Here is a 14,926-nt window from a genome sequence, read left to right on the forward strand (position 1 = left end):
TCGGCACAAAACGGCGAGCCGATCCCGAGATCGACTCGCCGCTTGGATTCCATGTTACATACTCAACGCTTGCTTCAAGGCCTCTTCTACGTCGCCCGCATCGATGGTGGCCGCGACTTCGGCTTCCTCGCCCTCGGCCAGTTTGGCCCTCCGTTTGCGATCCAGATGGTAGGCCAATCCCGTTCCGGCGGGAATCAAGCGACCGACGATGACGTTTTCCTTCAATCCGAGCAGCTTGTCGCTCAAACCGCGGATAGCGGCTTCCGTCAGCACCCGGGTAGTCTCTTGGAAGGAAGCGGCGGAAATGAACGATTCCGTGGACAGCGAAGCTTTCGTGATGCCCAAGAGCACCGGTTCGAAGTACGCCGGAATCTTGCCTTCGGCCTCGGCCTTGTCGTTCTCCTCGAGCACCCGTGCTCGATCGACTTGCTCACCCTTGAGGAAAATGGTGTCGCCGGGATCCGTGATTTCGACTTTCCGCAACATCTGGCGAATGATGACCTCGATGTGCTTGTCGTTGATCTTCACGCCCTGCAGTCTGTAGACATCCTGAATTTCCTTCACCAGATAAGACGCCAGGTCGGCGACTCCGCGAAGCCGCAAGATGTCATACGGCGTCAGATCGCCTTCGGCTATCGTCTCGCCCTGCTCCACATGCTCGCCTTCGAACACCGTGATGTGACGCCATTTCGGAATCAGCACTTCATGCTGATGACCGTGACCATCCGTTATGATGACTCGGCGCTTGCCCTTGGTTTCCTTGCCGAAGCTGACGGTGCCGGTAGCTTCCGCCAAAATCGCCGGATCCTTGGTTTTCCGTGCTTCAAACAGATCGGCAACCCTCGGTAGACCGCCCGTGATGTCGCGCGTCTTGCTCGACTCTTGGGGAATTCTCGCCAATACGTCGCCGACCTGAACCAAACCGCCATCGTGAATACCGATGATGGCGCCGGCCGGCAGGAAGTATTGAGCGGCGATTTCCGTCGAGGGAATTCGAATGTCGTTTCCTGCCTCATCGACCAGCTTGACCATCGGCCGCAAATCCTTGCCCGCGCCGCCTCTCTGCTTGGGATCGATGACCACCATGGAGCTCAAGCCCGTTACTTCGTCCGATTGCTCGCGAACGGTGACGCCCTCGATGAAATCGACCAGTTTGGCATACCCCTTGACTTCGGTAATCACCGGATGGGTATGGGGATCCCAGTTCACCACGACCTGGCCGGCCCTGACCGGGCTACCCTCGCGTACCGATAAGACCGCACCGTAAGGAATCTTGTAGCGTTCGCGCTCGCGGCCGTGCTCATCGATCACGCTGACTTCACCCGACCGCGAGACGGCGACCAGATTGCCGTCCTTGTTGACCACGGTTTTCAGATTGGTCAGTTTGATCGTGCCCGCGGACTTCACTTCCACATTGCTGATGGCGGCCGAGCGGGACGCCGCGCCGCCGATGTGGAAGGTTCGCATGGTCAACTGGGTACCCGGCTCGCCGATCGACTGAGCCGCGATGACCCCGATAGCCTCGCCGATATTGACCTTATGGCCACGCCCCAGGTCGCGCCCATAGCAGGTTGCGCAAACGCCGTAACGGGTCCGGCAACTGATGACCGATCGCACGCGAACGTTGTCGACGCTATGGGCCTCCAATACGCCCACGGCGTGCTCGTCCAGAATCGAGCCGGCCGTCAAGATCAGCTCGTCTGTGGACGGATCCCTGACATCCTCAGCCAATGCCCGTCCGAGCACCCGCTCGGCCAGGGGTTCGACCACGTCGCCGCCTTCGATCAAGGGGGCCATGAGCAAACCGTCGTTGGTGCCGCAATCGTCTTCCGTAATGACCAGGTCCTGAGCCACGTCCACAAGCCGGCGCGTGAGATAACCCGAGTTCGCGGTTTTGAGCGCGGTGTCGGCGAGACCTTTCCGGGCGCCGTGCGTGGAGATGAAGTATTGCAGAACGTCCAACCCTTCCCGGAAATTAGCGGTGATCGGAGTCTCGATGATCGATCCGTCCGGCTTCGCCATGAGTCCGCGCATGCCCGACAACTGCCGGATCTGCGCCGCGGAGCCGCGGGCGCCGGAATCGGCCATCATAAAGATCGAGTTGAAGGACTTCTGCTCTGCGACTTGCCCGTCCGGCATCTCGACTTTTTCCGTACCGAGCCCTTCCATCATGACCTTGGCGACCTGATCGTTCGCATGAGACCAGATGTCGACGACCTTGTTGTAACGTTCGCCGTCGGTCACCAAGCCCGAAGCATATTGGTTCTGGATCTCCTTAACTTCCTGCTCCGCGGCGCGGATGATTTCTTCCTTCCGGGTCGGGATAGCCATATCGTCGACCCCGAAAGACATGCCGGCTCGCGTCGCATGGGAAAAACCCAGATACATCAACTGGTCGGCAAACACGACGGTCGCCTTGATTCCCAACGAGCGATAGCAATGATTGATCAACTTCGATATCACTTTTTTGGTCATATCCTGGTTGATCATCTCGAACGGAATACCTTCCGGCACGATGTTCCAAATCAGAGCGCGCCCGACGATGGTTTCGACCCGTCTGTGCGCCGTCGTTTTCTCGCCGTTTTCGCCCAGAACGGTTTCTTTGATCCGGACCTGGACACGAGCGTGGAGATCGACCGACTTGGTTTGAAACGCGCGATGAACCTCGGCCACATCCGCGAAGAACATGCCGGTTCCCTTGGCGTCGACTCTCTCGCGGCTCATGTAGTAGAGACCCAATACGACATCCTGGGTCGGATTGATGATCGGCTCGCCGTTTGCCGGCGACAAAATGTTGTTCGTCGCCATCATCAGCGTGCGGGCTTCCAGCTGCGCTTCCAGAGAAAGCGGCACGTGAACCGCCATCTGGTCGCCGTCGAAGTCGGCGTTGAAAGCGGTACAGACCAAAGGATGCAACTGGATCGCCTTACCCTCGATCAGGATCGGCTCGAACGCCTGAATGCCGAGCCTGTGCAGCGTGGGCGCACGGTTCAGCAAGACCGGATGCTCGCGAATCACCTCGTCGAGAATATCCCAGACCTCCGGGCTTTCCTTTTCCACCATTTTCTTGGCGGCCTTGATCGTGGTCGCCAGACCGCGGAATTGTAGCTTGCTGAAGATGAACGGCTTGAACAGTTCGAGTGCCATCTTTTTCGGCAAGCCGCACTGGTGCAATTTCAAGGTCGGTCCGACCACGATCACCGAACGGCCGGAATAGTCCACGCGCTTTCCGAGCAGGTTCTGGCGGAAGCGCCCCTGCTTGCCTTTGATCATGTCGGCCAGCGACTTCAGCGGCCGCTTGTTCGAGCCGGTGATCGCGCGCCCGCGACGGCCGTTGTCGAGCAGGGCGTCGACCGCTTCCTGGAGCATGCGTTTTTCGTTGCGCACGATGATGTCCGGCGCGTTGAGATCGAGCAATCGCTTCAGGCGATTGTTGCGGTTGATCACGCGACGGTACAGATCGTTCAAATCCGAGGTAGCGAAACGACCGCCGTCGAGCGGAACCAGAGGGCGCAACTCCGGCGGCAATACCGGCAACACCGTCAGAATCATCCACTCCGGACGATTGTTGGACGAGATCAGCGATTCGATCGCCTTGAGGCGCTTGGTGTGCTTCTTGATCTTCGTTTCCGAATTCGTCGAATCGATTTCTTCCCGCAGCGTGGCCACTTCGGTATTGAGATCCATCGTCTTCAGCATCTCGTAGATGGCTTCGGCACCCATCTTCGCGACGAATTCGTCGCCGTGCTGCTGTACGGCTTGCTGATATTCCTCTTCCGTCAAGAGCTGCCCGCGATTGAGCGGGGTCATGCCATGATCGATGACGACATAGGATTCGAAGTAGAGTACGCGCTCGATCTCGCGCAAGGTCATGTCGAGCAGCAGTGCGATACGGGACGGCAGCGATTTGAGGAACCAGATATGCGCGACCGGGCTGGCTAGCTCGATATGGCCCATGCGTTCGCGACGGACCTTGGACAGCGTGACCTCGACGCCGCATTTTTCGCAAATGACGCCGCGGTGCTTCAGCCGTTTGTATTTGCCGCAAAGGCACTCGTAGTCGCTGACCGGCCCGAAGATCTTCGCGCAGAACAAACCGTCGCGCTCCGGCTTGAAAGTACGGTAGTTGATCGTTTCGGGCTTCTTCACTTCGCCGTAAGACCAGGACCGAATCATATCGGGCGAAGCAAGACTGATGCGGATGCTATCGAATTCTTCCGCCTGGTTTTGACGCTTTAAGAAATTAATGAGATCTTTCACGGACGTTCTCCTAAATTCGGTTCTGCCGATCCGGACCTTCAGACGGTCCGGATCGTGCGTCTAGCGTATTAGTCCTGTTCCAACTCGATGTTGATGCCGAGGGAGCGAATCTCTTTGATCAACACGTTGAACGACTCGGGCATGGCCGCCTCCATGCGATGGTCACCATCGACGATGTTCTTGTAGATCTTGGTGCGCCCGGTGACGTCGTCCGACTTGACCGTAAGCATTTCCTGGAGCGTATAGGCCGCGCCGTAAGCTTCCAGCGCCCAGACTTCCATTTCCCCGAAGCGCTGACCGCCGAACTGGGCCTTGCCGCCCAAAGGCTGCTGCGTGACCAGGCTGTACGGACCGGTGGAACGGGCGTGCATCTTGTCGTCGACCAAATGATTGAGCTTCAGCATGTACATATAACCGACGGTGACGGACCGGTCGAAGACTTCGCCGGTACGGCCGTCGGTCAGCCGAGTCTGGCCGCTTTCGGGCAAATCCGCCAGGCGCAGCATGGTCTTGATATCGTCCTCGGTGGCGCCGTCGAAGACCGGCGTAGCCATCGGCACCCCTCCGCGGAGATTGAAGGCAAGTTCGAGGATCTCGTGATCGGACAGCAGATCCAAGTTCTCTTCCTTGCCGCTGCTGTTATAAACCTCCTTCAGGAACTGGCGGACTTCCTCGATCTTGGTCTTGGCTTCCAGCATCTTGCCGATTTTAAGCCCCAGCCCCTTGGCGGCCCAGCCGAGATGGGTTTCCAATACCTGTCCGACGTTCATGCGCGAAGGTACGCCGAGCGGATTGAGCACGATGTCCACGGGGGTTCCGTCCGCAAGATAAGGCATGTCCTCGACCGGCACGATCTGGGAGATCACGCCCTTGTTGCCGTGCCGTCCCGCCATCTTGTCGCCCGGCTGAATGCGGCGCTTGACGGCCAGATAGACCTTGACCATCTTCAAGACTCCGGGCGGCAAATCGTCGCCCATCGCGATCTTTTTCTTTTTTTCCTCCAGACGCTTGTTCATCTCTTCGCGCTGCTGAGCGATCTGCTCGGCAATGGCTTCGAGCTGAACGTTCAGATCTTCGTCCTGCAGGCGAATTTCCAGCCACTGGGACTGCTTCAGCCCTTCGAGATATTCGCGGGTGACCAAATCGCCCGAACGCAGTCTGTTCGGACCCGACTCGGCAGCCTTGCCCAGCAGCATCTGCTCCACACGCTGGTAAAAGTCCTTCTCGATGATCCGGAGCTGGTCGTTCAGGTCCTTTTTGACCCGATCGATTTCCGCCTGCTCGATCTGCTTCGCCCGGTCGTCCTTTTTGACGCCGTCGCGGGTGAACACCTGAACGTCGATGACGGTTCCGTCCATGCCGGAAGGCACGCGCAGGGACGTGTCTTTCACATCCGACGCCTTTTCACCGAAAATCGCCCGGAGCAGCTTCTCTTCGGGGGTGAGCTGGGTTTCGCCTTTAGGCGTTACCTTGCCCACCAGGATATCGCCCGCCTTGACCTCGGCGCCGATGTAGACGATCCCCGACTCGTCCAGCTTGGCCAGCGCCGCCTCGCCCACGTTGGGTATGTCGGCGGTGATTTCTTCCGGCCCGAGCTTGGTATCCCGAGCGACGCAGGTTTTTTCCTCGATATGGATCGTAGTGAAGCGATCGTCCTGCACCACCCGCTCCGAGATCAGAATGGAGTCCTCGAAGTTGCATCCGTTCCAGGGCATGAACGCCACCAGAAGGTTCTGTCCCAAGGCCAGTTCGCCCATGTCGGTGGACGGCCCATCCGCGAGGATATCGCCTTTCGCCACGCTGTCGCCCAGCTTTACCAGGGGCTTTTGGTTGATGCAGGTGTTCTGGTTCGAGCGCGTGTACTTGGTCAGGTTGTAGATATCCACGCCCGGCACGCCCGCTTCGGTTTCGTCGTCGTTCACGCGCACGACGATACGTCCGGCGTCGACGAATTCGATCGTCCCGCCGCGCTTGGCAATGACCGTCACACCCGAATCCCTGGCAACGATCCGTTCCATGCCCGTGCCGACCAAGGGTTTCTCGGTTCGCAGAGTGGGTACGGCCTGGCGCTGCATGTTGGATCCCATCAATGCCCGGTTGGCGTCGTCATGTTCCAGGAACGGAATCAGCGATGCCGCGACCGAAACGATCTGGCGCGATGATACGTCCATGTAGTTGATTTGATCGGCCGACGCGAGGGTGAACTCGTCTTTGTGCCGGCAGGAAACCAGGTCATCGACCAGTCGACCGTTTTCATCCACCTTGGCGCTGGCCTGAGCGATGAAATATTTGCCTTCTTCGATCGCGGAAAGATACTCGATCTCGTCGGTGACGACGCCGTCGACCACCTTACGGTAGGGCGTCTCGAGGAATCCGTATTCATTGGTCCGCGCATACACGGCCAATGAATTGATCAGACCGATATTCGGTCCTTCCGGTGTTTCGATGGGGCATACGCGCCCGTAATGGGTCGTATGAACGTCGCGCACTTCGAAACCGGCGCGTTCCCGGGCGAGACCGCCCGGTCCCAAGGCCGACACGCGGCGCTTGTGAGTCACCTCGGACAACGGGTTGTTCTGGTCCATGAACTGGGATAACTGGCTGGAGCCGAAGAACTCTTTGATCGATGCCGCGACCGGTTTCGCATTGATGATTTCCTGCGGCATCAGGTTCTCGGCATCCGCCAGAGACAGACGTTCCTTAACGGCGCGCTCGACGCGGACCAGACCCAGCCGGAACTGATTCTCGACCATTTCGCCCACCGAACGTACGCGCCGGTTGCCCAGATGGTCGATATCGTCGACCGTCCCGATGCCGTTACGGATATTGATGAGCTCCTTGAGGACATCGATGATGTCTTCCTTGGTCAGCACGCCAGGGCCGGTAATCTCGGAACGTCCGAGACGTCGATTGAACTTCATGCGGCCGACCGCCGACAAATCATAGCGATCCGGCGAGAAGAAAAGATTGTCGAACAACGTCTGCGCGGCTTCTTTGGCGGGCGGCTCGCCGGGCCGCATCATGCGGTAAATTTCCACCAGCGCATCGAGCTGAGTCTCGGTAGTATCGATCCGCATCGCGTTGGCCATGTACGGTCCGCGGTCGAGATCGTTGATGTACAGCGTGTCGATGGCATCGATACCGGATGCGATGATGCGGCTCAACAGATCCTCCGTGATTTCGTCGTTCACCTTGGCCACCAGCTCGCCGGTGCTCGGGACGATGACATTGTGAGCGAGAATCTTGCCGTAAAGATAGTCTCTCGGCACTTCCAACTGCTTCAGTCCCGCCTTGTCCATCTGCCGAATGTGCCGAGCCGTAATGCGATGACCCTTCTCTACGATCATCTGCCCATCGACTTTGATATCGAAACTGGCGATATCGCCGCGTAGACGCTCGGGAATGAGGTCGAGCAGAATACCGTCTTTTATAAACGAAAACCGATTGGTTTCGAAGAACAGATTGATGATTTGCTCGTTATCGTATCCGAGAGCCCGCAAAAGAACGGTCGCGGGCAGTTTGCGCCGACGGTCTATTCGCACATAAACGCTGTCTTTATGATCGAACTCGAAGTCCAGCCAGGATCCCCGGTAAGGAATGATCCGGGCATTGAACAAGAGTTTTCCGGATGAGTGGGTTTTACCGCGGTCATGATCGAAGAACACGCCCGGCGAACGGTGCAATTGCGAAACGATGACGCGTTCCGTTCCATTGACGACGAAGGTGCCCGTGTCCGTCATGAGCGGGATTTCGCCCATGTAGATTTCCTGCTCCTTGATATCCTTCACGACTTTGGCGCTGGCGGGCGCCTCGCGATCGTAGATCACCAGGCGCACCAGCACACGCAGGGGCGCCGCGTAATTGGCGCCGCGCTGCTGACATTCTTTGACATCGAACGTGGGTTCGCCCAAGGAATAATTGACGTATTCCAGAACGGCATGCCCAGTATGGCTCTCGATCGGAAAAACCGATCTTAATGCGGCATGCAGTCCCTCGTCGATGCGCTTGCTGGGAGAAACATCGGCCTGGAGAAATCTCTTGTATGAATCGACTTGGGTTGCTAAAAGATAAGGGACTTCAAGTACGTCACGGCGTTTGCCAAAACTGTTGCGGATGCGTTTTTTCTCGGTGAAAGAGTAGGCCATAGTGGTTCCTTACCTTAAAAGTTCAAACGAAATTACCACGATGTCTAAAGGAGATTAGAAGACTCGGATGACCACTTGCAGATTGGAATTAGACATAGCACGGTAGAAGTAATTCGGCCGGGCACTGGGTTACACTGTATGCCTCAAATGCTCACCGCGGAGGCGAGCCACAGATTTACGAAGTCGGCGCAAGCGCCGAAAGGCCGGCAGCGATAAGCTGCCAGCCTTGAAAAGGTCGACTCAGGTCAGACGGAGCAACAATTATTTAATTTCAACCGCAGCGCCGGCTTCGACCAATTGTTTCTTGATGTCTTCGGCTTCTTGCTTGCCGACTGCTTCTTTGACCGTAGACGGAACACCTTCCACGAGGTCTTTAGCCTCCTTCAGGCCCAATCCGGTGATAGCGCGGATCACTTTGATCACGTTAACCTTGTTATCGCCGAAACCGGTCATAACGACGTCGAACTCTGTCTTTTCTTCAGCCGCGGGCGCTGCTGCTGCCGCAACCGGAACCGCGGCCACTGCTGCCGCTGCAGAGACGCCGAACTTCTCTTCCATGGCAGAAATCAAATCCACCACTTCCATCACCGTCATATTGGCAATGGTTTCCAAAATGTCTTCTTTAGATACAGCCATCAAATTACTCCAAATTAAACTTTGTAACCTTGCTTAAGCCGCTTGCTTTTGATCGCGTATTGCCGCCACAGTCCGAGCCAGCTTCGCGTGAGGCTCTGCCAAAGTTCTAACGAACTTCTCGATCGGCGCCTTCATCACGCCCATCAGCATAGCCAGAGCCTGCTCCTTGTTCGGCAACTTCGATAAGCGCTCGATCTCCGATGCACCGTACTGCTTTCCACCAACAGCCACTAGTTTTACGACCAGCTTGTCATGCTGTTTTGAAAAGTCGTAGACGACGCGCGCTGCCGAACCCGGATCCTCGATAGAAAACGCCAGGATCAGCGGTCCGACCAAACCTTCTTGCATGCACGCGAACTCGGTACCCTCGACCGCCCGACGCGCCAGGGTGTTCTTGATAACCCTCAGGTACACACCGGATTCTCGAGCCACTTTACGGAGGTCGGTTAGTTCGGAAACGCTCAGCCCGCGATACTCTGCGGCTACCGCAGAATGTGCTTTAGCGGCAACAGCAGCGACTTCTGCAACGACGGCTTTCTTGTCTTCCAGCCTTAGCGCCACCCTTAACTCCAGTACTAATCTGAACAGTTGGGAACCATTCAGAGCCCAAAAAAACATCCCGAATTAGGATGCCCCTAAAACGGCTCCTTTCACCGATCACGGATTCAGTACACCGTCTGCGCAGGCTTTATCGATTAAGCGCACTTGGCGCGCCTGCGGTCTTTGACGGTTACCGGCGGTGCCGGCAACCCAAAGCCTATCTCACCTATGCCGCCAGGCTGCTATGGTCGACCTGCAACCCAGGCCCCATAGTAGAAGACACGGTAATTTTTTTCAGATAAACGCCCTTCGACGTGGAAGGTTTGGCTTTTTTCAGGTCGGATAACAGCGCTTCGAGATTTTCCTTCAGCGCCGTCGGTTCGAAGCTCACTTTACCGATAGTGCAATGAATAATACCTTTCTTGTCAGTTCTGTAGCGAACCTGACCCGCCTTGGCGTTTTTAACCGCCGTTGCGACATCCGGCGTTACCGTACCGATCTTCGGATTCGGCATGAGGCCACGGGGACCAAGAATCTGCCCCAACTGCCCCACTACGCGCATAGCATCGGGCGATGCAATGACGACGTCGAAATTCAACTCGCCAGCCTTTACTTGAGTGGCGAGATCGTCCATACCGACGATATCTGCGCCAGCCTCTCTCGCGGCATCTGCATTGGCACCCTGCGCGAAGACAGCGACACGAACGGATTTTCCGGTGCCGTGAGGCAAAACGGTCGCACCGCGAACAGCCTGATCGGATTTCCTGGGATCAACCCCAAGATTAACGCTCACATCGACCGACTCGACGAACTTAACGGTCGAGAGCTCTTTCAAAACCGCAAAGGCATCCTCCGCAGCATACAGCTTTCCCGGCTGAAGCTTCTGGTTAATCGCTTTCGCACGCTTGGTCAATCTAGCCATTACACCCCCTCCACATTCAGACCCATACTGCGCGCACTGCCCGCAATGGTGCGGATCGCCGCATCCATATCGGCCGCAGTCAGATCAGGCATCTTCATGGCCGCAATTTCCGCCAACTGCTCTCGGGAAATGGTTCCCACCTTATTGGTGTTCGGGTTGCTGCTACCCTTCGCCAGACCAATCGCCTTTTTCAGCAAAACCGAAGCGGGAGGCGTTTTGGTGATAAAGGTAAAACTGCGGTCGCTGTATACTGTAATGACGACCGGAAGGGGCAATCCTTTCTCTACCCCCTGCGTATGCGCATTAAACGCCTTACAGAACTCCATGATATTCACGCCGCGCTGACCGAGCGCCGGCCCGACGGGAGGACTGGGATTCGCTTCACCGGCCTTGACCTGAAGCTTGATGTATGCGGTTATTTTCTTTGCCATTGCTTACTCCTATTGGGTGATAACGCTCTAGAGCTCCCCATATTCGCAGCAAACCACCAAGGTCCGCTACGAACCAAAATACGACTACGCCTTTTCGACCTGACCGAAATCAAGCTCGACGGGCGTCGAACGACCAAAAATCAAAACTGATACGCGCAGCTTGTTTTTCTCGTAATTGACTTCCTCGACCACACCATTGAAGTCCTTAAAGGGCCCTTCAATTACCCGGACAACCTCGCCAACCTCGAAAAGAACCTTGGGCTTCGGCTTCGTCGCTCCCTCCTCGACCCTGCTCAAGATAGCTTCAGCCTCGCGGTCGGATATGGGCGCAGGCCGATCTGAGGTCCCTCCGATAAAACCAAGCACGCGCGGAACCTCCTTAACCAGATGCCATGTTTCGTCATTCAACTCCATCTGAACCAAGACATACCCCGGAAAGAACTTGCGCTCGCTCCTCCTTTGTTGCCCCATCCGCATTTCAACAACCTCTTCGGTCGGAACGAGAATCTTCCCAAAGAAGTGCTCCAGGCCAGAACGCTTGATCCTTTCTTCCAGAGATCGCTTCACCTGATTTTCAAAATTCGAGTACGCATGAACCACGTACCAGCGCAACGCCATGCTTACGCCCCCTGACCGGTCAACTGACTGATTATCCAGAAGAGGAACATGTCAAGCAGCCACAACATCAGACCGACCAGAAAAACCAGAGCCACGACGATCAACGTTGCCTGCACGGTTTCCTGACGTGTCGGCCACACCACCTTCCTGACCTCGACCCTCGCCTCTTTCAAAAAGCCCCAAAAACTTTTTCCGAGCGAGGTCGTTAGAATCGTCGCTACCGAGACGATAGATAAGCCGACGACACCAAGAACCCGGTACAGCAACAATTGCTGAGAGAAGTAATAAAAACCGACCACTCCAGCAATCAACAAACCGATTGCGAGCACGAGCTTCGCCGTATCGATGACCGAGGAACCTGACTCTGCCCGAGCAGCCATGAACATTCCAACCAGAATTAAAAGAATTATTGACAACGAAGGTGGCAGGCCAGGAGGGACTCGAACCCCCAACCTGCGGTTTTGGAGACCGCTGCTCTGCCAATTGAGCTACTGACCTATGTACCTTGCCGACTTGACTAGCCGATCCCGTATATACGGGATCTCACATCTTATTCCAACACTTTGGACACGACGCCCGCCCCGACGGTACGACCGCCTTCGCGCACGGCGAAGCGCAAGCCTTCTTCCATCGCGATCGGCGCGATCAACTTGACCGTGACTCTGACGTTGTCGCCCGGCATCACCATCTCCACGCCTTCCGGCAATTCGACCGCGCCAGTCACGTCCGTGGTACGGAAATAGAACTGCGGACGATAGCCATTGAAGAACGGCGTGTGACGACCGCCCTCCTCCTTGGACAACACGTAAATCTCCGCCTCGAAATGGGTGTGCGGGGTAATGGTGTTCGGCGCTGCCAACACCTGACCGCGCTCCACATCTTCCCGCTTGGTGCCGCGCAGCAGCACGCCGACGTTGTCGCCCGCCACGCCCTCATCCAGCAACTTGCGGAACATTTCGACGCCGGTACAGGTGGTCTTAGTGGTGTCGCGAATACCGACGATGGAGATTTCCTCGCCGACCCGGATCTTGCCGCGCTCGATACGCCCGGTCACCACGGTGCCGCGCCCAGAAATCGAGAACACGTCCTCGATCGGCATCAGGAACGGCTTTTCGATGTCGCGCTTCGGCTCGGGGATATAGACATCGAGCGCATCGACCAGCTTCAGGATGGCCGGCACGCCGATCTCGCTCTGATCCCCTTCCAAGGCCTTCAAGGCCGAACCACGCACGATCGGAGTATCGTCCCCAGGGAAATCGTATTTGGACAGCAGCTCGCGCACTTCCATCTCGACCAGCTCGAGCAGCTCGGGATCATCCACCATGTCGGCCTTGTTCAGGAACACGACGATATAGGGAACGCCGACCTGGCGCGCCAACAGGATGTGCTCGCGCGTCTGCGGCATCGGACCGTCCGCGGCCGAGCAGACCAGGATCGCGCCGTCCATCTGGGCTGCACCGGTGATCATGTTCTTGACGTAGTCGGCGTGACCGGGGCAATCGACGTGCGCATAGTGACGCGTAGGGGACTCGTACTCCACGTGCGCCGTGGCGATCGTGATGCCGCGCGCCCGCTCTTCCGGCGCCGCGTCGATCTGATCGTACGCTCTGAACTCACCACCAAAGCGCTCCGCACCCACCTTCGTCAAGGCCGCCGTCAGGGTCGTCTTGCCATGGTCAACATGACCAATCGTCCCGACGTTCACATGCGGCTTTGTGCGCGTAAACTTTTCTTTGGACATCCGCCAATACCCCTTAAATTCTGATTACCGACACACCCAAACTGGAGCCCATAACCGGACTTGAACCGGTGACCTCTTCCTTACCAAGGAAGTGCTCTACCGACTGAGCTATATGGGCAAAAATATGCCACCCTTTTTGCTGGAGCGGGTGATGGGAATCGAACCCACGCCATCAGCTTGGAAGGCTGAGGTTCTACCATTGAACTACACCCGCGCGCAAAATCCTAAAATCTAATGGTGGAGGGGGAAGGATTCGAACCTTCGAAGGCAGAGCCGTCAGATTTACAGTCTGATCCCTTTGACCGCTCGGGAACCCCTCCAAGGGTTAAGGTGTGAATTATTGGATATTCACTTGCCGGTGTCAATATTCAATGCGCTTGATTTCTTGAATCGGCATGAAGATCATTGGTCACGGCACTCAAATCCCCATGCACCATGCCGGGAAACAACTCGATCGCCCGCGAAATCGCACGAGCGATCAACCTGCGCTGATCATCATCAGGACTACCCAGCACATAGGGCACAACATCGTCGCGATGCCCGGGATGACCGATGCCGATACGTATTCGACAAAAGCCCGCCCCTCCCAGCTTGTCGATCAAATCCCTCAAACCGTTGTGGCCGCCATGTCCTCCGCCGCACTTCAAGCGCACGACACCCGGAGCAAAATCCAGCTCATCGTGAGCCACCAATATCTCCTCGATACCGATCTTGTAATATCGAGCCACGGCCGCCACCGACTGCCCGCTTCGATTCATGAAGGTCATCGGCTTCAAGAGCAACACGCTGTCTTTCCCGAACTCCAGCGCCGCAACCGCCCCCTGGAACCGGCGATCCTCCCTCAATGCAACGCCACGAGAGGACGCAATCTCATCCACAAACCAAAACCCGGCATTATGCCGGGTTTTTTCATATTTGGCCGTCGGATTTCCCAAGCCGACGACTAACTTGAACCGAACGGACAACCGCCTCTCCCGGCCTTTTCGTCAGTAACGGACAGCTACTCAGAAGATTCGGTAACCTTGCCGGATTGCATCGCCGCTACCGGCAGATCGTGCTCCGCCCCGTGGGCCAAGGCAAGGATCTCGACCCCCTCGGGCACCTTCAGATCCGAGAGATGAACGGACTGACCGACATCGACCTGCGCCAAGTCGACCTCGATATACTCGGGCAAGCGATCCGGCATACAGGCGACTTCCACGTCGACCAAGTTATGGGTTACTACTCCGCCCTTCTTCACGCCAATCGCGATATCCTGATTGATGAAATGCAGCGGCACATGAACGCGGATTTTCTCCGCCCCGCTCACCCGCTGAAAATCCATGTGCATAATGACCGGTCTACTCGGATGCCTCTGCAAACCCTTCAGGATAGCCCGCTCCTCTCGACCATCGACCTTAACGGTCAGAACATGGGAATAAACGGCTTCGTTTTCCAGGCTTTTCACAACTTTATTGTGCTCCAGCACCAACCCGACAGGGTCGGCGGCGCCACCGTACAAAACCGCAGGAACCTTGCCCGCCCGACGCAGCCGCCGCGCATCGCCCTTACCGGTATTCGCCCGCGACACCGCTTCAAATACAAAACTGCCTACCATCTTTCTCTCCAAAATACTCTTAGCAGCGAGTTAACA

11 protein-coding genes and 4 tRNA genes are annotated in these 14,926 nt (G+C 56.8%); all 15 read right to left on the reverse strand.

Annotated elements, in window-relative coordinates:
* Positions 1-54: 54 nt before the first annotated feature.
* On the reverse strand, positions 55-4,248 hold the full coding sequence (gene rpoC, locus ACWJKU_RS17170; protein WP_454148177.1) for a DNA-directed RNA polymerase subunit beta': 4,194 nt from the start codon (positions 4,246-4,248) through the stop codon (positions 55-57).
* An 80-nt stretch (positions 4,249-4,328) separates the two neighbouring features.
* Positions 4,329-8,405 carry a DNA-directed RNA polymerase subunit beta gene (rpoB, locus tag ACWJKU_RS17175; protein WP_454144253.1) on the reverse strand — a complete coding sequence of 1,359 codons (4,077 nt, stop codon included), beginning with the start codon at positions 8,403-8,405 and terminating at the stop codon, positions 4,329-4,331.
* A gap of 261 nt (positions 8,406-8,666) precedes the next feature.
* A complete protein-coding gene (gene rplL / locus ACWJKU_RS17180; protein ID WP_454144255.1) occupies positions 8,667-9,041 on the reverse strand; it encodes a 50S ribosomal protein L7/L12 in 375 nt (124 codons plus the stop codon).
* A 33-nt stretch (positions 9,042-9,074) separates the two neighbouring features.
* A complete protein-coding gene (gene rplJ, locus ACWJKU_RS17185) occupies positions 9,075-9,602 on the reverse strand; it encodes a 50S ribosomal protein L10 (RefSeq protein ID WP_454144257.1) in 528 nt (175 codons plus the stop codon).
* A gap of 205 nt (positions 9,603-9,807) precedes the next feature.
* Positions 9,808-10,503, reverse strand: a complete 696-nt coding sequence (gene rplA, locus ACWJKU_RS17190; RefSeq protein WP_454144259.1) for a 50S ribosomal protein L1 — start codon at positions 10,501-10,503, stop codon at positions 9,808-9,810.
* Positions 10,503-10,934: a 50S ribosomal protein L11 gene (gene rplK, locus ACWJKU_RS17195; RefSeq protein WP_454144261.1), complete on the reverse strand. Its 432-nt coding sequence runs from the start codon at positions 10,932-10,934 to the stop codon at positions 10,503-10,505. Before rplK ends, rplA begins: the two co-directional genes overlap by 1 nt.
* 84 nt (positions 10,935-11,018) lie before the next feature.
* Positions 11,019-11,552, reverse strand: coding sequence for a transcription termination/antitermination protein NusG (nusG, locus tag ACWJKU_RS17200; protein ID WP_454144263.1), 534 nt, complete (start codon positions 11,550-11,552; stop codon positions 11,019-11,021).
* Positions 11,553-11,554: 2 nt separating this feature from the next.
* Positions 11,555-11,932, reverse strand: coding sequence for a preprotein translocase subunit SecE (gene secE, locus ACWJKU_RS17205; protein WP_454144265.1), 378 nt, complete (start codon positions 11,930-11,932; stop codon positions 11,555-11,557).
* A 42-nt stretch (positions 11,933-11,974) separates the two neighbouring features.
* A tRNA-Trp gene (locus ACWJKU_RS17210) sits at positions 11,975-12,050 on the reverse strand.
* A 52-nt stretch (positions 12,051-12,102) separates the two neighbouring features.
* Positions 12,103-13,293 carry an elongation factor Tu gene (gene tuf, locus ACWJKU_RS17215; RefSeq protein ID WP_454144267.1) on the reverse strand — a complete coding sequence of 397 codons (1,191 nt, stop codon included), beginning with the start codon at positions 13,291-13,293 and terminating at the stop codon, positions 12,103-12,105.
* 42 nt (positions 13,294-13,335) lie between these two features.
* A tRNA-Thr gene (locus tag ACWJKU_RS17220) sits at positions 13,336-13,411 on the reverse strand.
* Positions 13,412-13,433: 22 nt separating this feature from the next.
* Positions 13,434-13,507 (reverse strand) — tRNA-Gly (locus ACWJKU_RS17225).
* Positions 13,508-13,528: 21 nt separating this feature from the next.
* Positions 13,529-13,613, reverse strand: a tRNA-Tyr gene (locus ACWJKU_RS17230).
* Positions 13,614-13,661: 48 nt separating this feature from the next.
* Positions 13,662-14,258 carry an aminoacyl-tRNA hydrolase gene (pth, locus tag ACWJKU_RS17235; RefSeq protein WP_454144269.1) on the reverse strand — a complete coding sequence of 199 codons (597 nt, stop codon included), beginning with the start codon at positions 14,256-14,258 and terminating at the stop codon, positions 13,662-13,664.
* A 35-nt stretch (positions 14,259-14,293) separates the two neighbouring features.
* Complete coding sequence (locus tag ACWJKU_RS17240; protein WP_454148179.1) at positions 14,294-14,890, reverse strand: 50S ribosomal protein L25/general stress protein Ctc; 597 nt, start codon at positions 14,888-14,890, stop codon at positions 14,294-14,296.
* Positions 14,891-14,926: the final 36 nt, after the last annotated feature.

Source organism: Methylocaldum sp. MU1018, assembly GCF_053646775.1.

What these genes read in the sequence shown, in the direction of transcription:
- rpoB (WP_454144253.1), bottom strand. Translation starts at nt 8,405, where the DNA reads ATGGCCTACTCTTTCACCGAGAAAAAACGCATCCGCAACAGTTTTGGC.
- rplL (WP_454144255.1), bottom strand. Translation starts at nt 9,041, where the DNA reads ATGGCTGTATCTAAAGAAGACATTTTGGAAACCATTGCCAATATGACG.
- rplA (WP_454144259.1), bottom strand. Translation starts at nt 10,503, where the DNA reads ATGGCTAGATTGACCAAGCGTGCGAAAGCGATTAACCAGAAGCTTCAG.
- rplK (WP_454144261.1), bottom strand. Translation starts at nt 10,934, where the DNA reads ATGGCAAAGAAAATAACCGCATACATCAAGCTTCAGGTCAAGGCCGGT.
- nusG (WP_454144263.1), bottom strand. Translation starts at nt 11,552, where the DNA reads ATGGCGTTGCGCTGGTACGTGGTTCATGCGTACTCGAATTTTGAAAAT.
- secE (WP_454144265.1), bottom strand. Translation starts at nt 11,932, where the DNA reads ATGGCTGCTCGGGCAGAGTCAGGTTCCTCGGTCATCGATACGGCGAAG.
- tuf (WP_454144267.1), bottom strand. Translation starts at nt 13,293, where the DNA reads ATGTCCAAAGAAAAGTTTACGCGCACAAAGCCGCATGTGAACGTCGGG.
- ACWJKU_RS17240 (WP_454148179.1), bottom strand. Translation starts at nt 14,890, where the DNA reads ATGGTAGGCAGTTTTGTATTTGAAGCGGTGTCGCGGGCGAATACCGGT.